General features: G+C 64.4%; 21 protein-coding genes. 8 read left to right on the forward strand and 13 right to left on the reverse strand.

What is annotated here, in order from left to right; all coding sequences use genetic code 11:
* Positions 1 to 253: 253 nt before the first annotated feature.
* Positions 254 to 694 (reverse strand): hypothetical protein, encoded by a 441-nt coding sequence (locus ACP15I_RS14070; RefSeq protein ID WP_424975577.1) that lies wholly within the window; start codon positions 692 to 694, stop codon positions 254 to 256.
* 87 nt (positions 695 to 781) lie between these two features.
* On the opposite strand from ACP15I_RS14070, the gene ACP15I_RS14075 reads away from it, so the two are divergent.
* A complete protein-coding gene (locus tag ACP15I_RS14075) occupies positions 782 to 1,195 on the forward strand; it encodes a MarR family winged helix-turn-helix transcriptional regulator (RefSeq protein WP_424975578.1) in 414 nt (137 codons plus the stop codon).
* An 80-nt stretch (positions 1,196 to 1,275) separates the two neighbouring features.
* Here ACP15I_RS14075 and cynS read toward each other — a convergent pair whose 3' ends face one another.
* From cynS to ACP15I_RS14100, 5 genes are read right to left on the reverse strand one after another with little or no spacing between them, the layout of a single operon-like run.
* Entirely contained in the window at positions 1,276 to 1,746 is a 471-nt protein-coding gene (gene cynS, locus ACP15I_RS14080; protein WP_424965164.1) for a cyanase, read from the reverse strand.
* A 27-nt stretch (positions 1,747 to 1,773) separates the two neighbouring features.
* A complete protein-coding gene (locus ACP15I_RS14085) occupies positions 1,774 to 2,253 on the reverse strand; it encodes a DUF1348 family protein (protein WP_424965165.1) in 480 nt (159 codons plus the stop codon).
* 12 nt (positions 2,254 to 2,265) lie between these two features.
* Positions 2,266 to 3,171 (reverse strand): ABC transporter ATP-binding protein, encoded by a 906-nt coding sequence (locus tag ACP15I_RS14090; RefSeq protein ID WP_424965166.1) that lies wholly within the window; start codon positions 3,169 to 3,171, stop codon positions 2,266 to 2,268.
* 11 nt (positions 3,172 to 3,182) lie between these two features.
* Positions 3,183 to 4,016: a nitrate ABC transporter permease gene (gene ntrB / locus ACP15I_RS14095; protein WP_424965167.1), complete on the reverse strand. Its 834-nt coding sequence runs from the start codon at positions 4,014 to 4,016 to the stop codon at positions 3,183 to 3,185.
* The gene (locus ACP15I_RS14100) at positions 4,016 to 5,389 is read right to left on the reverse strand and encodes a CmpA/NrtA family ABC transporter substrate-binding protein (protein WP_424975579.1); all 1,374 of its coding nucleotides are present in this window, start codon (positions 5,387 to 5,389) and stop codon (positions 4,016 to 4,018) included. The genes ntrB and ACP15I_RS14100 overlap by 1 nt, the downstream gene beginning before the upstream one ends.
* Before the next feature lie 193 nt (positions 5,390 to 5,582).
* Here ACP15I_RS14100 and ACP15I_RS14105 point away from each other — a divergent pair, with 193 nt between their 5' ends.
* Positions 5,583 to 7,436, forward strand: a complete 1,854-nt coding sequence (locus ACP15I_RS14105; protein ID WP_424975580.1) for a sigma-54 interaction domain-containing protein — start codon at positions 5,583 to 5,585, stop codon at positions 7,434 to 7,436.
* 9 nt (positions 7,437 to 7,445) lie between these two features.
* Here the strand turns inward: ACP15I_RS14105 and ACP15I_RS14110 are convergent, their stop codons facing one another.
* Positions 7,446 to 8,129, reverse strand: coding sequence for a DUF2161 domain-containing phosphodiesterase (locus ACP15I_RS14110; protein ID WP_424975581.1), 684 nt, complete (start codon positions 8,127 to 8,129; stop codon positions 7,446 to 7,448).
* Between the two features lie 145 nt (positions 8,130 to 8,274).
* Between ACP15I_RS14110 and ACP15I_RS14115 the strand changes: the two genes are divergently transcribed.
* Entirely contained in the window at positions 8,275 to 9,195 is a 921-nt protein-coding gene (locus tag ACP15I_RS14115; RefSeq protein WP_424965171.1) for a manganese-dependent inorganic pyrophosphatase, read from the forward strand.
* A 125-nt stretch (positions 9,196 to 9,320) separates the two neighbouring features.
* On the opposite strand, the gene ACP15I_RS14120 is transcribed toward ACP15I_RS14115, so the two are convergent.
* The gene (locus tag ACP15I_RS14120) at positions 9,321 to 9,992 is read right to left on the reverse strand and encodes a VPLPA-CTERM sorting domain-containing protein (RefSeq protein WP_424975582.1); all 672 of its coding nucleotides are present in this window, start codon (positions 9,990 to 9,992) and stop codon (positions 9,321 to 9,323) included.
* A 354-nt stretch (positions 9,993 to 10,346) separates the two neighbouring features.
* Here ACP15I_RS14120 and ACP15I_RS14125 point away from each other — a divergent pair, with 354 nt between their 5' ends.
* From ACP15I_RS14125 to ACP15I_RS14140, 4 genes are all read left to right on the forward strand, one after another.
* Positions 10,347 to 11,219: a TIGR01459 family HAD-type hydrolase gene (locus tag ACP15I_RS14125; RefSeq protein WP_424975583.1), complete on the forward strand. Its 873-nt coding sequence runs from the start codon at positions 10,347 to 10,349 to the stop codon at positions 11,217 to 11,219.
* Between the two features lie 124 nt (positions 11,220 to 11,343).
* Positions 11,344 to 11,787, forward strand: a complete 444-nt coding sequence (locus ACP15I_RS14130) for a MaoC family dehydratase (RefSeq protein WP_424965174.1) — start codon at positions 11,344 to 11,346, stop codon at positions 11,785 to 11,787.
* 52 nt (positions 11,788 to 11,839) lie between these two features.
* Complete coding sequence (locus ACP15I_RS14135) at positions 11,840 to 12,790, forward strand: bifunctional riboflavin kinase/FAD synthetase (protein WP_424975756.1); 951 nt, start codon at positions 11,840 to 11,842, stop codon at positions 12,788 to 12,790.
* A gap of 74 nt (positions 12,791 to 12,864) precedes the next feature.
* Positions 12,865 to 13,272, forward strand: coding sequence for a YcgN family cysteine cluster protein (locus ACP15I_RS14140; RefSeq protein ID WP_424965424.1), 408 nt, complete (start codon positions 12,865 to 12,867; stop codon positions 13,270 to 13,272).
* On the opposite strand, the gene ACP15I_RS14145 is transcribed toward ACP15I_RS14140, so the two are convergent.
* Together ACP15I_RS14145 and ACP15I_RS14150 are read right to left on the reverse strand one after the other, a co-directional pair.
* Complete coding sequence (locus ACP15I_RS14145; RefSeq protein WP_424975584.1) at positions 13,245 to 14,072, reverse strand: alpha/beta fold hydrolase; 828 nt, start codon at positions 14,070 to 14,072, stop codon at positions 13,245 to 13,247. The genes ACP15I_RS14140 and ACP15I_RS14145 overlap by 28 nt on opposite strands.
* Entirely contained in the window at positions 14,072 to 14,671 is a 600-nt protein-coding gene (locus tag ACP15I_RS14150; protein WP_424975585.1) for a 2-hydroxychromene-2-carboxylate isomerase, read from the reverse strand. Before ACP15I_RS14150 ends, ACP15I_RS14145 begins: the two co-directional genes overlap by 1 nt.
* Positions 14,672 to 14,806: 135 nt before the next feature.
* Here ACP15I_RS14150 and ACP15I_RS14155 point away from each other — a divergent pair, with 135 nt between their 5' ends.
* The gene (locus ACP15I_RS14155) at positions 14,807 to 15,829 is read left to right on the forward strand and encodes a ribose-phosphate pyrophosphokinase (protein WP_424975586.1); all 1,023 of its coding nucleotides are present in this window, start codon (positions 14,807 to 14,809) and stop codon (positions 15,827 to 15,829) included.
* Positions 15,830 to 15,868: 39 nt separating this feature from the next.
* Here ACP15I_RS14155 and ACP15I_RS14160 read toward each other — a convergent pair whose 3' ends face one another.
* The 3 genes from ACP15I_RS14160 to ACP15I_RS14170 all read right to left on the reverse strand — a co-directional run bounded on the left by ACP15I_RS14160 (position 15,869) and on the right by ACP15I_RS14170 (position 17,195).
* Positions 15,869 to 16,069: a DUF6228 family protein gene (locus ACP15I_RS14160; protein ID WP_424975587.1), complete on the reverse strand. Its 201-nt coding sequence runs from the start codon at positions 16,067 to 16,069 to the stop codon at positions 15,869 to 15,871.
* A 246-nt stretch (positions 16,070 to 16,315) separates the two neighbouring features.
* Positions 16,316 to 16,666, reverse strand: a complete 351-nt coding sequence (locus tag ACP15I_RS14165) for an H-type lectin domain-containing protein (RefSeq protein ID WP_424975588.1) — start codon at positions 16,664 to 16,666, stop codon at positions 16,316 to 16,318.
* 133 nt (positions 16,667 to 16,799) lie between these two features.
* Positions 16,800 to 17,195, reverse strand: coding sequence for a F0F1 ATP synthase subunit epsilon (locus ACP15I_RS14170; RefSeq protein ID WP_424975589.1), 396 nt, complete (start codon positions 17,193 to 17,195; stop codon positions 16,800 to 16,802).
* Positions 17,196 to 17,202: the final 7 nt, after the last annotated feature.

Below are 17,202 nucleotides of genomic sequence, written 5' to 3' on the forward strand. Positions count from 1 at the left end.
GCTCAGTGTTTCTCCCTGGCCCTTTCGGGCCGTTAGCACTCATCTGTGGCGAGTGCTAACGCAGCGTAGGTAGAGATGGCTCACGGGGGTGTCAACGGGAATCAGGGGAAAAAATGACGCCGGGAACTCGGCAGAGGAGCGCAAGGCACGCGCACCTCAGGAGGAGGCCGCGTGCCGTTGGTCTCGCCGTATGTGAGGATCGCACCCGGCACAATCAAGGCCGGTCCCCGCAGGGATGTCTGCGACTGACGCGTCAGCCCGCCGGTTCCTGACCGCGCCAGACGGGCCAGCTCAGCAGGATCGCGCTGCCCGAGATAAGGGTCATGAGCGTGCCAGGGAAAAAATGCACGAAGCCCGGCAAGTCCATGAAGAAGAAGTACCCAAGATCCGCCAGCCCGCCGATCAGGGCCGTCACCCAAAGCGCCGTCCGGTTGCCCCGCCATATCAGAAGGCCGCCAATCACCGTCGCCACGCCGAACCAGCCGAGGTTCCAGCCATGCTGGTGCAGGATCCCCCCGACCGCCGGATGGTACTCTGCCTGCAAAAGCTCAGGCGCAACGGCGTCCGCGACAGCCTGAAAACCGCCGCTGGCATCACTGCCCAGCACGATCCCTCCGGCGAGGGCATGCACCACCCCCCAGATGACCCAGAGCACGGCAATGATCTTTGGCAGGGGCAGATTGGCAGCAGTCATGGGGACCTCATTCGGAACTGGCGCGGCATGTTAGTGGACAATGTCTACCTTTATTGAAGCAGTGGACAATGTCAACTAAGCAAAGTCATGGCTGATACAGACCTTGCCCTGTCCGTGGATCGCTTCATGCGCCGGATCCACAGCGCCCTGCAGGCGCGGGCCGCAGAATTCGACACCGAAAATGTGGGACCCGCCGGGGGCATGTTGCTGCTGACACTGGCGGAGATGGGCCAGCCCGAGATCCACGAGCTGACCGCGCGCTTTGCCCGGGACAAATCGCAGATGACCCGCGTCATCGGGATGCTGGAGACCAAAGGCCTCGTGACCAAGCGCCCCTCCCAGCGCGATCAGCGGGCCAGCGTGGTTCTGCTGACACCCAAGGGCCACAGGGTCGTCGCAGAACTGAGCACCGCGCTGGCCGAGGCGATAGACACCCTTGTCGCGCCCCTGAGCACTGATGAGCAGCAGGTGCTCAAGACGTTGATGGCGCGGATCGCCTGAGCGCCGCGCCATCCGCAAATGACAAAGGCCGCAGCGTCATCGCATACGCCGCGGCCTCTCCCCCCTCCCCCTTCGTCGAATTACCAGCTGTTATAGCCGAGGAACTTGCCCGACATCTCGACCTTGACCCGGTCGCCCTTGGGATGCTCGACCCGTGTCACGGACATGTCGAAATCGATGGCGGACATGATGCCGTCGCCGAATTTCTCCTGGATGATCGCCTTGAGCGTGGGGCCGTAGACCCCGACGATCTCGTAAAATCGGTAGATGCAGGGATCGGTCGGCACGGCCTGTTCCCAGATCTTGGTCGGGCTCTCGGCGAGCACGCTGGCCGCCTCCTGCGGCAGGCCCATCACCGAGACCATGGCCTCGGCCTTGTCTGCCGGAAACGCGTTCATTCCCATGGCCGCCGAATGGGTCCATATCGGAGACATGTCGATCTTCGCGGCGATCTCCTCCCAGGTCAGTCCGGCCTGCTTCTTGGCCGACAGGATCATCGCGGTGACGTCTTCCTTGGTCATCATTTCCGACATTGAAACGGTATCCTTCATGGTGGTCTTCCTATCTCTGGGCCCGGATCACAGGCCAAGCTCTGTGAGGCCCGGATGGTCGTCAGGGCGCGGCCCGGGCGCGGGCCAGTGAAACAGCCGATCCGCCTCGGCGATCGGCACGTCGTTGATCGAAGCGTGGCGCACAGCCATGTAGCCATGGGCGTCGAACTGCCAGTTCTCGTTGCCATGGGCGCGGAACCACTGGCCGGTCTCGTCATGCCATTCGTAGCAAAAGCGCACGGCGATCCGGTCCGCGCTGTGGCACCAGATCTCCTTGATCAGGCGGTAGCCATTCTCGGTCTGCCATTTCCGGGTCAGAAAGGCCTCGACCTCGGCCCGGCCATTGAGAAATTCCGACCGGTTGCGCCAGCGCGTGTCCGGCGTATAGGCCAGCGCGACCTTGGCCGGGTCACGCCCGTTCCAGGCATTCTCGGCCATGCGGACCTTCTTTACCGCATCCTCGTAGGAAAACGGCGGCACGGGCGGGCGCGGAGCGTCCTGGGTCATCAGCCCCTCCTCTCAGTTCGGGACCGCCCGCAGTCGGGGCTCTTCATCGGCGGGTTCCGCCGCCGTCTCGGTGGTGTCGATGCGCACCGGCGTCGGCATCTGCAAGCCGCGTGTCGCGGGCTGCCCGGCGAGCTTGGCTGAGCGCTGCCCGAGGAACTGCACCAGATGGTTGCGGATCGCGTAGTAGTTCGGATGCTCGACAATCTCGGTGCGCTTGCGCGGACGCGGGATCGTTATCTCGACGCTTTCGGCCACTTGGGCCATGGGCCCGTTGGTCATCAGCAGGATGCGGTCCGCGAGCAAAATGGCCTCGTCGATGTCATGGGTGATCATGAACACCGTCTGGTCCGTATCGCTCCAGACCTTGATCAGCTCGTCCTGGATGGTGCCCCGCGTCAGGGCGTCCAGCGCGCCGAAGGGCTCGTCGAGCAACAGCAGCTTCGGCTCGTTGGCAAAGGCCCGTGCGATGGACACCCGCTGGCGCATGCCCCCCGAGAGTTGGCTCGGTTTGCGGTGGATCGCATCGCCGGTCAGGCCGACCTTTTCCAGGAACTTGATCGAGTGGTCGATCACCTGCGGCTTGGACCAGTCCGGAAACCGGGCGCTGACCCCGAACGTGACGTTCTTGAGCGCCGACAGCCAGGGCAGAAGCGAGTAGTTCTGGAACACCACGCCGCGGTCGAGGGAGGGGCCGCGCACGACCGCCCCATCCATTTTCACCACCCCGCTGGTCGGCTCGGCGAGCCCCGCGAGGATGTTCATGATGGTCGACTTGCCGCAGCCGGAATGGCCGAGGATGCAGACGAACTCCCCCTTCTCGATCCCGAAACTGGCATTTTCGAAGACCGAGAAGGTCCCGCCATTGCCGTCCGGATAGGTCTGGGTCAGCTGCTCGATGCTGAGAAATGCATGTGCCATGGTCTGCCTCGTTATTCTGAATACGCGACGACGCGCTGGAGCATGCCGAACACCGCGTCCAGCAGCATGCCGACAATGCCGATCATGAGGATCGAGAAGATCACTGAGGTCAGGTCGAGATTGTTCCACTCGTTCCAGACGTAGTAGCCAATCCCTGTGCCCCCCACGAGCATCTCGGCGGCCACGATCACCAGCCAGGCGATCCCGATGGAGATGCGCATACCGGTCACGATGGTCGGCGCGGCGGCAGGCAGGATCACCGTGAAGGCGGTCTTGAGCGCGCCCAACTCATGGGTTCGGGCCACATTGACCCAATCCTCGCGCACCCCGGCCACGCCGAAAGCGGTGTTGATCAGCATTGGCCAGATCGAGCAGATGAAGATCACGAAGATCGCACTTGCCTCGCTGTCCTGAATGATGAAGAGCGCCAGCGGCATCCACGCCAGCGGCGAGATCGGGCGCAGCACCTGGATGAACGGGTTGAGCGCCTTGTAGGCTACCGAGGACATCCCGATGAGAAAGCCCAGCGGGATCGCCACCATCGCGGCGAGGAAATAGCCGCTCAGCACCCGGTAGATCGAATAGCCGATCTGGATGCCGATCCCCTTGTCATTGGGCCCGGCATCGTAAAACGGGTTCGAGAGCTGCTCCCAAGCCTTTTCCAGAACCTGGCTCGGGGGCGGCACGCCCGCCTTGGGCTGCCCCCCGCCGGTGAGGAGCTCATACTCGGTGAGCTCCCCGACCGCTTTCGGCGCCGGGATCGACATCTCCCAGATCAGACACCCCACCACCAAAAGCAGGATGGACAGGATGGCCGCCTTGCGGTTGTCCGACAGGGTGCCCATCAGTCCGCCTTGATCGCGAAGCTGTCCACATAGGCCTCGGGCTCGGCCGGATCGAAGGTCTTGCCCATGATCGTATGAGACTTGTAGGTGATGTCCGGCGCGTCGTAGCCGAGATCTTCCATGACCTTCTTGGCGTCGGCGGCGAGATAGACCTGCTCGGCCACGCCCCTGTAGTCCACATCGCCCTCGATATAGCCCCAGCGCTTCATCTGGGTCAGGATCCAGACGCCCATGGAATGCCATGGGAACGGGTCGAAATCGATCCGGTCGGGGACGCGCTTCACCTCGCCCAGACCATCGGCATAGGTCCCGGTCAGAACCTGCTGGATCACGGTCACCGGCTGGTTGAGGTAGTTCGTCGGGGCAATCGCCTCCGAGATCTCGACCCGGTTGTCAGGGTTGGATGCGTATTGCGTGGCGTCGATGATCGACTTGAGCAACGCGCCATAGGTGTTCGGCAGCTCCTCGGCAAAGGACAGCGGCGCGGCAAAGGCGCAGCAGGGATGCCCCTCCCAGATTTCCTTGGTGAGGATATGGATGAAGCCGATGCCCTCGAAGACAGCGCGCTGGTTGAACGGATCCGGCGAGAGGTAGCCGTCGAGGTTCCCGGCGCGCAGGTTGGCGACCATCTCGGGCGGCGGCACCACGCGGATCTGGATGTCCACATCCGGGTCCAGACCGAATTCGGCCACGTAGTAGCGCAGCAGGAAGTTGTGCATCGAGTATTCGAAGGGCACGCCGAAGGTGAACCCTTTCCACTGGGACGGGTCGCGCTTGTCCATATGCTCGTTGGACAGAACGATGGCCTGGCCGTTGATGTTCTCGACCGCGGGCATGATGTAGGGCTCGGCCACCGACCCAGCGCCGAGGGTCATGGCCAGCGGCATCGGCGTCAGCATGTGGCTCGCGTCATACTCGCCCGACAGGGACTTGTCGCGCGCCACGGCCCAGCCGGCGGTCTTGATAACCTGCGCGTTCAGCCCGTAGCGCTCATAGAACCCCAAAGGCTGCGCCATGATGATCGGCGTGGCACAGGTGATCGGCACGAAGCCGATATTCAGGTCGGTCTTCTCGGGCGGCCCGAGATTGTCGAGGATCGCCGCCTTGGCCTTGTCCAGCGGGAACACCGAGGCCAACGCAGCGGCGGCCGTCGTCCCGCCGACCATCCCCATGAAGGACCGGCGACTGACATCGCTCTGGCCAAAGACCGAGCGGACGATCGCGTTTTCGACCGCGCTTTCAAGCATCTCTTCGCTGGACATGGAGGCCACGTGCTCGGACGCCGTGGCCGAGCAGGTATGGCAGGTGCACCCCTGACCATGGCGCAGATCGCTGTCTTTCGAGAATGGATTGCCTAGGCTTTTCACAGTCATGCCGACCCTCACTGATCATGTTTGATCCAAGCCTGTCACAGGGCCCACCCCCTGCGTAGACGGGTTCGCGCAGTGACCAAAAATCGCAAAGCTCTGAATTTGATGGCTATTTATTAAGCAGCTCTCACGAAATTTCGTAATTTACGACGGTTCGTATCTGGCCGCGCCAAACGCGCGCCCCAACTCTCGGGTCATGGACGGCGATTCTGACTTCTTCATCTCCCTGCATGACCACCCATTTCCGGCGGCGGTGCTCGATGTCCGCCTGCAACGGCTGACGGCGGCCAATGCCGGGGCGGATGCCCTGTTCGGGACCGAGCTGGCGCGGGCCGGGCTGGACCCCTTCCTGAACTCCCCGGGAACCGAGTTCGCGGTCTTTCTGGAGGCGGTCGAGCATTTCGGCGCCTATATCGGGACGGCCCTCTCCTTCGTGAATGCGGCGGGCGACGCGCTGCGGCTACAGCTCCATGGCAGCGCCCTCAGCAATCGCCAGATCCTGCTCAGCTTTCTCGATCTCGACGCCCAGGCCCGGCGCAACGAGCGCGCCGAGCTCGAGGCCCAGCACCGCGCGGGGCTGACCCAATGGCAGAATATCTATGGGTTTTTCCGCGAGATCGAGGCCCAGAACCAGCTGATCCTCGATGCGGCGGGCGAAGGGATCTACGGCATCGATGCCGAGGGGCGCGCGACCTTCGTGAACCGCGCCGCGCAGGACATGCTGGGCTGGCAAGCCAAGGACCTGATCGGCAAGGAACTACATTCGATCATCCATCACCACCACCTGAACGGCGAGCATTTTCCGGCCCACACCTGCCCGATCTACGATTCCTTCCGCCGCGACCGGACCGTGCGCGTCGAGGACGACGCCTTCTGGCGCAAGGACGGCAAGCCGATCTTCGTGGAATACGTCTCGACCCCGATCTACGATCATGGGGTGCTGGCGGGCGCGGTGGTGATCTTTCGCGACATCACCGAGCGCAAGGAAAACGAGGCGCGCCTGCGCACCGCCCTCGCGGAGGTCGAGACCCTGCGCGAACAGCTCGAGCAGGAAAATGACTACCTGTTGACCGAAATCCGCAATGTCCGCTCCCATGCGGGGATCGTGGGCGAAGCCCCTTCCACCAAGGCGCTGAACACGCAGATCGGTCTGGCCGCCGAGACCAAGGCCAACGCGCTGGTCAGCGGCCCGCCCGGCGCGGGCAAGTCCCTGACCGTCACCGCCATCCACGAGGCCAGCGACCGCGCCAAGCGCCCGTTGGTGCGGGTGAACTGCTCGGATGTGTCGGCCCGCGAGCTGGAGATCGACCTCTTCGGCATCCGGCGCGGCAGTGCGCGGGGCGTGACGCGCGACATCGTCGGCAAGCTCGCCCTCGCGAACCACGCGACGCTGCACCTGATCGAGGTGTCGGACATGCCCAAGGAGCTACAGGCCAAGCTGGTGACGGTCCTGACCGAGAAACGGGTGCGGCGGATCGGGGACAGCACGGATATCCCCGTGGATCTGGTGGTGATCGCGACCACCGCACGCGATCTGGCCGCCGAGGTGAAGGCCGGGCGCTTCCGGCAGGACCTGTTCTTCGAGCTCAGCGTCTTTCCGATCACCTGCCCGCCCCTGCGCGACCGGCGCGAGGATATCCCGCATCTGGCAAAGCACTTCATCGACCGCGCGGTGAAACGGCTGCGCGTGCCGCCGGTGCGCCTGACCAAGGGCAATATCGATGCGCTTCTGGCCTATGACTGGCCCGGCAATGTCCGCGAGTTCGAAAGCGTGATCGAGCGCTCGCTGATCCTCGCCCAGGGCGGCAAGCTGCGATTTGACTTCGAGATCGGCGAGGCTCCGGCCCCGAATGGCGATGAGACCATCCTGACCGACGCGGATCTGCGCCGGATGGAGCGCGAGAACCTCGTGCGCTGCCTGCGCCGCGCCAAGGGCAAGGTGTCGGGTCTGGGGGGTGCGGCGCGCCTGCTCGATCTTGCGCCGACCACGGTCTATTCGCGGATCAAGAGCCTCAAGATCGCGGATGAGGAGTGGCAGCAGGGCGGCTGATCGGTCCTGCTAGCCGTCGGCGGGCGGCGCGTTTTCCCAGCTATAAGCCCAGTGGACCAGCCCCGCGCGCCCCGCCTCCGTGAGGCCATAGATCCCCTTTTCGACCTTCTCGAACCACGCATAGTGGTTGTCCCGCATCAGGCGGGTCGCCCCGGCCACCCCGGTCGCCTTGGCCACATCCTGCCCGCGCGCGGGTCCCTGTTCGGCCAGATACGCGGCACAGCGCAGGGCGTCCTGCCGGTAGGCCGTGACAATCCCGTGGCGCGTGGCCCCGCCCGCATTCGGGTCGCCCTCCAGCCGCTGGAACTCCCGCAGCAGGCGCGCCTGCTTGGCCTTTACCTTGCGCGGGGCATAGGGCCCGGGATCGCACTGTACCTCGGCGCGCCCGTCCTCCCGCACGGTGATCAGCCCCAGCCCGAGGCGCCGACAGAGGTTCAGATTGTCCTTCAGACTGCGTTTGGCGGTCCGCCCCTTGGGTTTCGGCACGGCGATATAGACCGTCTCGCTCAGCCGCAGCCGCGCGACGGCCTGATGATAAAGGCTGAGGGAGAACCCGGTTTTCAGCTCGACCAGAACCGGCGGCTCGTCGCCCCGGATCGCGACCACGTCCACCGCGCCCACCTCGCCCTTGACCACATAGCCCTGCGCCTCCAGCAGGGTCTTGATCGGGGGGTAGAGCTCGGTCTCGCGCATAACCGCACCCTACCCGGCTGAGCGCTCGGCGCCACCCCGCCGCGCTGCATCGCGGCGTCCAAATGCCGCCCATCCGCCCCGGTGACACTGGGCGGGCACGCTTCTATAAGGCGCGCAAAGATCCTCCCACAGACGGAAACACGCCATGACGATCCAAGTATTCGGCCATAAATCCCCCGACACCGATTCCACCGGCTCGCCCCTGATCTGGGCCTGGTATCTCTCCGAGATCAAAGGCACCCCGGCCGAGGCCGTGCTGCTCGGCGCGCCCAATACCGAGGCCGCCTTCGTGGTGGACCGCTGGGGCTTTGAGACCCCCGCCATCATTGAGGATGTGGCCGAGGACGCGCCGGTCGTCATCGTGGACACCAACAACCCCGCCGAGCTGCCCGCCAGCATCAACAGCGCCGACATCCAGCAGATCATCGACCACCACAAGCTGGTTGGCGGGCTGGAAACCAAGGGTCCGATCGACATCACGATCCGCCCCGTGGCCTGCACCGCCACCATCATGTACGACCTGATGGGCGCGGACGCCGCCAAGATGCCCGAGAATATCAAGGGCGCGATGCTGTCCTGCATCATCTCGGACACGCTGGAATTCCGCTCGCCGACCACCACGGATCGCGACCGCGAAGTCGTCGCCGCCCTCGCCGGTGAGCTGGGGATCTCTGTGCCCGATTACGCCGCCGAGATGTTCGCCGCGAAATCCGATGTCTCGGCCTTCTCCGATGCCGAGCTGCTGCGGATGGATTCCAAGGAATACGCCGTCGAAGGCACCAAGTTCCGGGTCTCGGTTCTCGAGACCACCTCCCCCGCGACCGTGCTGGACCGCAAGGCGTCTCTGATCGAGAGCATGACCACCGTCGCCGCCGAGGACGGGGTCGATCAGGTGCTGCTCTTCGTGGTCGACATCCTGAACGAGGAATCCACGCTGCTGGTGCCCAATGATCTGGTCAAGACCGTCGCCGCCAAGAGCTTTGACGTCGAAGCCAGCGGCGACGCCGTGGTTCTGCCCGGCGTGGTCAGCCGCAAGAAGCAGATCATCCCGAACCTCAAGGTCTGATTACCGGCCCATATCGACGAACAAAGGGGACGCCGCGCGCGTCCCCTTTTTGCTGTCCGGGGCCTGAAACGACGAAGGGCTGCCCTTTCGGACAGCCCTTGCCAAGAGGGTCATGCGCAGGTGTGTCAGGATTGCGCGCGACGCCGACGGAGTGCCGCGAGGCCTCCGAGACCAGTAGCCAGAAGCGGCAGACCAGCCGGCAGCGGGATCGGGGTGGCCCCAACCTCGAGCACCGACGGATCCCCGTTCGTGGCCACGTAAAGCAGGCCGAACTCGCCGCCGTCGAACCCGGCGACGGAGGTGGTGCGCACACCGTTCGGACCGTTGAAGCCATCGACCAGCACGCCATCGTCGAAGATGTTCATGCCATCATCGTGACGCACGTCGAAGTCATGGGCGCCAACGCCAGCCTTGGTGAAGTAGAAGAAGGTAGAGGTTGCCGAGCCAGCGCCGATATCGGGCTTGCTGAGCTGCAGATCGCCCACAGAGCTGTCCAGACCAGCGACGGAGCCACCAACACCCGTGTCGAGCCACATCTGGATCGTGGTGCTGTCGGTGCCGTCAAAAGTGCCGAAGCTGAGCTCACCGGTATAGGTGAAGGTGTCGGAGACCGACGCCACATTCGCCTGAGCTGCATTGAAGTTCGCCATGGTCGCCTGAGACTGAGCCGAGCTCAGGTTCTGCAGGTTCACGACCGTGACGTCGAAGGTGCCGCTCAGGGTGGCAGCGCTTGCCATGCTTCCCAGAACGACGGATGCCAGAGCGGCACCCAGAACACGTTTAATCATTACACTCATCCTGTAACTGGTTTTCCATATAATTGGCCTAGCAATTGAATAGCGCTTAATTCAAATTAATTCCGTGACTATTTTCCATTAATATTAATGGGTTAACCATAGGCGCAATTTACCATTTTCCGGGTTTGCCCACAGGATCGGGAACGGTGCGGCCCGGAGCCCGGGACTGTCAACGGGATGCAGGGCAAGCCCGGCCTACACGGCCCAAAACCCGCGCAAACCGGGCCGAAACGCGCAGGGCACGGCCTCCCGAACGGCCTTGCCCCTTGCGCCGCGCCTCGATGACCGACACAAGTCCCGCAAAGGCTCGGACCCCGTGCGTCCCGCCCCATCGACCGATCAGGAGCTTCGCCCATGACCCGTATCGTGACCTCTCTCTCCGAGATATCGCATCAATATGACGCCCTGCTCGTGGACCTCTGGGGCTGCGTCCATAACGGGGTGACGGCCCATCCCGAGGCGGTGGCGGCACTGACCACGTATATGGCGGGCGGGGGCACGGTGCTCTTGCTGACGAACTCGCCCCGCCCGCGCGCCGGGGTGGAAAAGCAGCTCGACAGTCTCGGGGTGCCGCCCAGCTGCTGGCACACCATCGCGACCTCCGGGGACAGTGCCCGGGCCGCGATGTTCCGCGGTGTCGTGGGCGAGAAGGTCTATTTCATCGGCGAGGATCACGACCAGCGCTTCTTTGACCCGATCAATGTGGTGAGCGACCCCGTGTCGATCCAGCAGGTGCCGCTGGCCGAGGCCGAGGGCATCGTCTGCACCGGCCCCTTCGACCCCATGGCGGACCCGGCCGAGAATCGCGCGGATTTCCTCTATGCCAAGCAAAAGGGGATGAAGCTGCTCTGCGCGAATCCCGATATCGTCGTGGACCGGGGCGAACGGCGGGAATGGTGCGCGGGCGCGCTCGCCGCCCTCTATACCGAGATGGGGGGTGAGAGCCTCTATTTCGGCAAGCCGCACCCGCCGATCTATGACCTCGCCCGGGCCCGTCTGAGCGAGATGGGCAAGCATCCCTCGACGGACCGGCTCCTGGCGATCGGGGACGGGATCCACACGGATATCCAGGGGGCCCAGGGCGAAGACATCGATTCCCTCTTTATTACGGGGGGCTTGGCCGCGGCGGAAACCGGTACGACCGACCAGCCCGACCCCGCGAAACTGGACAGCTTTCTGGCCAAGGGGCAGGTCACACCGACCTACGCCATCGGGAAACTTCGCTAGCGCGGGCGATCCGGGCGCGTAACAATGTTTCAACATATGCGCCCAGTTTGTCGCATTCTTTCTTTCGCGGTTGCAGAAAGGCTGCGTTTCGTCTATCCAGCGCCCAGCTAGACTGGAGTGAGAGATGTTGGACAACACCCCGCGCGGCACAATTTGTATCGAAGATATCGAGATCGGCATGTCCCGGTCTCTGCGCAAGATCATCTCGGATCGCGATATCGAGATGTTTGCCGAAGTCTCCACCGACCGGAATCCGGTGCATCTGGACGAAGAATACGCCCAGGACACCCGGTTCGAGGGTCGGATCGCCCATGGCATGCTGACCGCCAGCCTGATCTCGGCGGTGATCGGCGAGCAATTGCCCGGCCATGGCACGGTCTATCTCGGTCAGTCGCTGAAATTCATGGGCCCCGTGCGCCCGGGCGACATGGTCTTTGCAGAGGTCACCGTCACCGACATCAACTTCCCCAAGCGCCGGGTCTCGCTCGAGACCAAGTGCTTTGTGGATGACAAGGTCGTGCTCAAGGGCGACGCCCTGGTGATCGCGCCCAGCCGCAAGTTCGACTGACCCGTCGCCAGCGCTTGCGCGTCGTCGCGGCGCGGGCTACCTCAGGCCCATGATGAGGATCGTTCGAGACGCTGACTATGTGCTGCCAACCGATCGGGGCGCCTGCGCCGCGATCGGCAATTTCGATGGCGTACATCTCGGACATCAAAGCGTGCTGGATCGCGCCCGGACCGAGGCTGGGGCCCTGTCGGCGCCGGTCGGCGTTCTGACATTCGAACCCCACCCGCGCGAGTTCTTTGCGCCCGACGCCCCGCCCTTTCGGCTGATGTCCGAGACGGCGCGCGCGCACCGGCTGGAAAAGCTCGGGGTGGACGTGCTCTATCAGCTGCCCTTTGACGGCGATCTGGCCGGGCTGAGCGCCGAGCGGTTTGCCCGCGAGATCATCCATGATGCGCTGGGGCTCCGCCACGTGCTGGTGGGATCCGATTTCTGCTTTGGCAAGGGGCGCGCGGGCACGGCCGAGATGCTCCGCGGCTTCGGGGCCGAGATGGGTTTCGGCGTCACGGTGGCCGAGCTTCTGCAGGATGCGGAAACCGTGGTCTCCTCGACCTCGATCCGCCGGGCGCTGTCCGAAGGACGACCCGAGGACGCCGCGCGGATGCTGGGCCATTGGCACCGGATCGAGGGTCCGGTGATCCATGGCGAGAAACGAGGCCGGACCCTGGGCTATCCCACGGCGAACATGTCCATCGCCGGTCTGCACCCGCCGAAATTCGGCGTCTATGCGGTTCTGGTCAATGTGCTCGAAGGGCCCCATGAGGGAAGGTATCACGGGGCGGCCTCCATGGGCGTGCGCCCGATGTTCGGCGAGAATGTCCCGAACCTCGAAACCTTCCTGTTTGACTTCAAGGGCGACCTCTATGACACGCCCCTCTCGGTGGCGCTGGTCTCGTTCCTGCGCCCGGAAGAGAACTTCGACGGGCTCGACGCGCTGATCACCCAGATGGATGCCGATTGTGCCCGCGCGCGCGAGATCCTCGCCCGGGCCGAGGCCGCCGCGTGAGCCGCCGCAAGGGGCGCAAGGGTCCGCCGACCCGCCTGCGCCGCCGCTTTTGGGAGACGGTTCCGCTCACCGAGATGAGCCAGGCCGAATGGGAGGCGCTCTGCGACGGGTGCGGCAAGTGCTGCCTGCTGAAGCTTGAGGACGCGGACACCGCGGAGGTGGCCTTCACCCGGGTCAGCTGCCGGTTGCTCGACACCGAAAGCTGCCGCTGCGGTCAATACGAGCTGCGCAAGCAGTTCGTGCCCGATTGCGTGGTGCTGACGCCCGAGACCATCGACACGGTCGCCTATTGGATGCCCGCAACCTGCGCCTACAAGCTGCTTTATGACGGCAAGCCGCTCTACCCTTGGCATCCGCTGATCTCGGGCCGGGCAGAGAGCGTTCATGAGGCCGGGATCTCGGTCGCGGGCTGGGCGATCCCGGAATTCGAGGTCGCCGAGGAAGAGCTCGAAGATTACCTGATCGAGCCCGAGGGCGAATAGCTTTCCGCCGTCAGGAAGCGCTCCAGCAGGGGCGCGATCTCGGCGCTATGGGTCAAGGGCAGCATATGCCCTGCCCCTTGGATCACATGCGCGCTCGCCTGCGGCAGCGATGCGGCCAGCCCCGCCTGTATCGCCGGGATGATCGCGGGCGACTGCGCTCCGGAGAGCAGCAGGGCCGGGCACCGGACCTGCCCAAGCCGCGGCACAAGACCGAACTGATCCGCGAGCATCGTCTGGTTCGAGCGCGGGATCATCGGGATCCGTGCGATCGCGTCGGCCTGCTGCGCCGGGCTCAGCCGCAACCAGGGCGCCCCGCCCCAGCGCGCGAGAAAGAGCGCCGCAGCACGCGCCCAGTCTTCGGCAGCGAAGGCTGCGGTCTCGGCGGCACACTCCGCTTCGAACGCCCGCAGGGCCTCCGGGTCCGACAGGCGCGCGGCGGCAAAGAGCACGGGCTCCGCCAGCACCAGCCGCCGGACCCGCGCCGGCGCCTCCAGCGCGAGGCGCAGGGCCACCGTGGCGCCATAGCTGTGCCCGACCAGATCCACCGGCCCGTCAAACCGTGCAAGAAGCGCCTGCGCGACCTCCAGAACATGGCTGTGGTCATCGCGCGCGGGGTCCCACGGCCCCGAGCGGCCATGGCCCGGCATATCGAAGGTCACGGAGCACCGGCCCGGTAGGTGAGAGATCAGAGGCTGCCAGCCCCGCGCCGAGCCGAGCGCGCAGTGTAGAAAGAGCGTGACCGGCCCGTCCCCCGTCACGCTCCAGGAGATTTCGGTCCCCGCAAGGGTCTCGCGCGGCACTAGAGGGTGCCGTCGAGATGCGCCTCCAGATCATCGAGCCGGTCCTGCCCCCAGAACCGTTGATCATCCTCGGTGATGAAGAAGGGCGCGCCGAAGACACCCCGGCTCACCGCCTCTTCGAGGTTGTTGGCATAGGTCTCCGCGCCGCTCAGGAGCCCGCTATCGGCGAGGCTCGGATCGAAGCCTGCCGCCGACAGACACGCCTTGATCACCGCGTCCTCGGCCACGTCTTTTTCCCCCGCCCAGCAGGCGGCGGTGATGCCGTTGACGAGCTTGCCCAGATCGCCCCCGCCAGCGGCCTGCGCCGCGATAATCGCATAGGAGCTCGGGGCCGGATTGGTCGGCCAGTGAGCCGGCTTGATGTTGAGCGGCAGCCCGGTCTTCTTGGCCTGACGCGCCAGTTCCTGCAGGCGGTATTCCTGCCGCGAGGGGTGCCGATCCTTGGGCGGTGTGCCCCCGGTACGGCCGAACAACGCCATGATATCCAAGGGTTTGTAGACGATGGTCAGACCGTGCTTGGCCGCGATCTCTTCGACGCGGCCCCCGGTGAGATAGGTAAAGGGTGAGATTGTTGCGAAATAGTAGTCCAGCTGTGCCATTGATGCCCCCCGCAGCCTTGTCCGCGCCCGGATGGGGCGCTTGCCTAGGCAAGACCGTATGGCAGTGGTAAGCGGTGTCAACTCCACCACGAGGTGAGTCCCCCGGCAACAGGCCCGCAAAGGATCAAAGACCCGATGCCCGCACAAATCTCCCCGAAAATCATCTCCGGCAATGCCAATGTCCCCCTGGCGAAAGCCATTTCGCGCCGCATGTCCGCCTATCGCGGCATGGCGGTGGGTCTGGTCGACACCCGCGTGGAGCGGTTCAACGATGGCGAGATCTTCGTCGAGGTGTTCGAGAATGTGCGCGGCGAGGATATGTTCATCATCCAGTCCACGTCGAACCCGGCCAATGACAACCTCATGGAGCTGCTGATCATCTCCGACGCGCTGCGCCGCTCGTCGGCGAGCCGGATCACCGCGATCATCCCCTATTTCGGCTACGCGCGGCAGGACCGCCGCACCAAGGCGCGCACACCGATCACCGCCAAGCTGGTCGCGAACATGATGGTCGAAGCCGGGGTCGAGCGGATCCTGACCATGGATCTGCACGCGGCCCAGATCCAGGGCTTCTTCGACATCCCCGTGGACAACCTCTATGCCGCGCCGATCTTTGCGCTGGATGTGCTGCACCACTTCGCGGGCAAGCTCGAGAACGTGACCGTGGTCTCGCCGGATGTGGGCGGCGTGGCCCGCGCCCGCGAACTCGCCCAGCGGATCGGCTGTGGCCTCGCGATCGTGGACAAGCGCCGCTCCCAACCCGGCGTGGTCGAGGAAATGACCGTGATCGGCGAGGTCGAAGGCAAGACCTGCATCATTGTGGACGACATCTGCGACACGGCCGGAACACTCTGCAAGGCGGCGGACCTGCTGATGAGCGAAGGGGCGACCGAGGTCCACTCCTACATCACCCATGGTGTGCTCTCGGGCCCGGCTGTGGAGCGGATCACCAAATCCTCAATGAAAAGCCTCGTGATCACCGACTCGATTGCAGCCACCGAGCCCGTGAAGGCCGCCCATAACATCCGGATCGTGCCCACAGCCCCGGTATTCGCGCAGGCAATCCTGAACATCTGGAACGGGACAAGCGTGTCATCTCTTTTCGACACCGACACGCTGACACCGATCTATGAGGGCATGTACGCCAACGCGAGTTGAGCCCTGTGTGACGCGCCGGTGCAGCTATGACCTCGGCGTCTACTCTGTACCGCGCGCGTTCATAAAACGATCGGCATGCTCCGCGTAGCGGGGCAAATGCCCGAAATCGAGACGCATCGAGCCGGTCATCGACCAGGAGTTTGCATGCTCCTCCCTGAGCTCGATTTTTAGGGTCACGGCCCCAAATCCGTCGCAGGTCGCGGTCAGGTTCATGCCAAGTTCGAGCGGTTCCCACACCACCTCCCCCGTCTAGGGCGTCTCGAAGGCTGCGAGCTACTGAAAGAAGTCAACGAAACTCCTGTCGAGGACGTGGCAGTACAGGCTTACTCTCTTGACCGCCTTGAGCCCCGGTTGTTCGACCGTGACGTGAAACGCGTCTTTTGATCTGCCCCAAAACGTAAGGGAAGACGGCGGGTCCGACCCATTCAGGACGAAGACTGGCTGCAAGGTCACGCCTCCTTTGCGCTCGACGATCGCAGGCTGAGGTCAATCGACCTGCCACTGATCCTCTGAGGTCAGCTCGCCAATTGCGAGCCACGTCGCGTGGAGACGAGCGACCCGGCTATCGCCCCAGGTTCGAAACACGAGGTCGAATCCCTCCGCGGTGACGGCGTCGGCCTGCAGATCCGCGCGTTGGTTGGCACCGTGGTCCATATCCCAGAGCGCCAGCCCCACATGGACCACCGGCACCGCGCTGAACGAGTCAGAGAAGGTCACGGAACGGCGCACCTCGCGCTGCCCTTCGCCGGTCCACATCTCGCCGCCATCCTCGAAATCGGAAAACAGGGAGACGTAGCCTTGATCGACACCGATCAGGTGAGTGCGGAGTTTCTTCATGTCGGCGCTTTGCAGGGGACCATTGCCGCTGTTTTAGGCAGAGGGAGGCAAAGAGGCAAAGAAAAAGCCCCGCCGAAGCGGGGCCCTGTATTCTTTGCAGTGTTCTTCAGGTGCCGGGTTGGGCGCGCAGGCCTCAGACCATATCCTCGAGCAGGCGCACGAAGTCGGACACGACCTTTTCGGCCACGTCCTTGTGCTCTCCCTCGGCCTCGGCGGCCTTGGCGCGCGCAGCTTCGAGATGCTCTTCGATGGCGGCGCGGGACTCCGTACCGGCGGGATAGGCCCGCTCGGCCAGCACGGTCGTGCCGGTCGGGCTGATCTCGGCAAAGCCACCGGTCACCACATAGGCCGACGTCCCCTCGGGGCCGTTGACCTGCAGCAGGCCGGGGCGCAGCGTCGTGATGGTCGGCGCATGATCGGCCATGGCCGTCATATCGCCGTCCGCCCCGGGCAGCTGCACCTCGGTCACCTCAAGCGACGCAAGGCGCCGCTCGGGGGACACGAGGTCGAATTGCAGGGTGTTTGCCATGATGACC

Origin of the sequence: Dinoroseobacter sp. S124A (genome assembly GCF_049801015.1) — a bacterium.
Classification (GTDB): Bacteria; Pseudomonadota; Alphaproteobacteria; order Rhodobacterales; family Rhodobacteraceae; genus Dinoroseobacter.

Bases quoted from the DNA above. Each gene is read 5' to 3' on its own strand.
- ACP15I_RS14170 (WP_424975589.1), bottom strand. From the start codon at position 17,195: ATGGCAAACACCCTGCAATTCGACCTCGTGTCCCCCGAGCGGCGCCTT.
- ACP15I_RS14165 (WP_424975588.1), bottom strand. From the start codon at position 16,666: ATGAAGAAACTCCGCACTCACCTGATCGGTGTCGATCAAGGCTACGTC.
- ACP15I_RS14115 (WP_424965171.1), top strand. From the start codon at position 8,275: ATGACGATCCAAGTATTCGGCCATAAATCCCCCGACACCGATTCCACC.
- ACP15I_RS14125 (WP_424975583.1), top strand. From the start codon at position 10,347: ATGACCCGTATCGTGACCTCTCTCTCCGAGATATCGCATCAATATGAC.
- cynS (WP_424965164.1), bottom strand. From the start codon at position 1,746: ATGAAGGATACCGTTTCAATGTCGGAAATGATGACCAAGGAAGACGTC.
- ACP15I_RS14085 (WP_424965165.1), bottom strand. From the start codon at position 2,253: ATGACCCAGGACGCTCCGCGCCCGCCCGTGCCGCCGTTTTCCTACGAG.
- ACP15I_RS14130 (WP_424965174.1), top strand. From the start codon at position 11,344: ATGTTGGACAACACCCCGCGCGGCACAATTTGTATCGAAGATATCGAG.
- ACP15I_RS14155 (WP_424975586.1), top strand. From the start codon at position 14,807: ATGCCCGCACAAATCTCCCCGAAAATCATCTCCGGCAATGCCAATGTC.
- ACP15I_RS14070 (WP_424975577.1), bottom strand. From the start codon at position 694: ATGACTGCTGCCAATCTGCCCCTGCCAAAGATCATTGCCGTGCTCTGG.
- ACP15I_RS14105 (WP_424975580.1), top strand. From the start codon at position 5,583: ATGGACGGCGATTCTGACTTCTTCATCTCCCTGCATGACCACCCATTT.
- ACP15I_RS14150 (WP_424975585.1), bottom strand. From the start codon at position 14,671: ATGGCACAGCTGGACTACTATTTCGCAACAATCTCACCCTTTACCTAT.
- ACP15I_RS14140 (WP_424965424.1), top strand. From the start codon at position 12,865: ATGAGCCAGGCCGAATGGGAGGCGCTCTGCGACGGGTGCGGCAAGTGC.
- ACP15I_RS14090 (WP_424965166.1), bottom strand. From the start codon at position 3,171: ATGGCACATGCATTTCTCAGCATCGAGCAGCTGACCCAGACCTATCCG.
- ACP15I_RS14100 (WP_424975579.1), bottom strand. From the start codon at position 5,389: ATGACTGTGAAAAGCCTAGGCAATCCATTCTCGAAAGACAGCGATCTG.
- ACP15I_RS14075 (WP_424975578.1), top strand. From the start codon at position 782: ATGGCTGATACAGACCTTGCCCTGTCCGTGGATCGCTTCATGCGCCGG.
- ACP15I_RS14135 (WP_424975756.1), top strand. From the start codon at position 11,840: ATGAGGATCGTTCGAGACGCTGACTATGTGCTGCCAACCGATCGGGGC.
- ACP15I_RS14110 (WP_424975581.1), bottom strand. From the start codon at position 8,129: ATGCGCGAGACCGAGCTCTACCCCCCGATCAAGACCCTGCTGGAGGCG.
- ACP15I_RS14120 (WP_424975582.1), bottom strand. From the start codon at position 9,992: ATGAGTGTAATGATTAAACGTGTTCTGGGTGCCGCTCTGGCATCCGTC.
- ntrB (WP_424965167.1), bottom strand. From the start codon at position 4,016: ATGGGCACCCTGTCGGACAACCGCAAGGCGGCCATCCTGTCCATCCTG.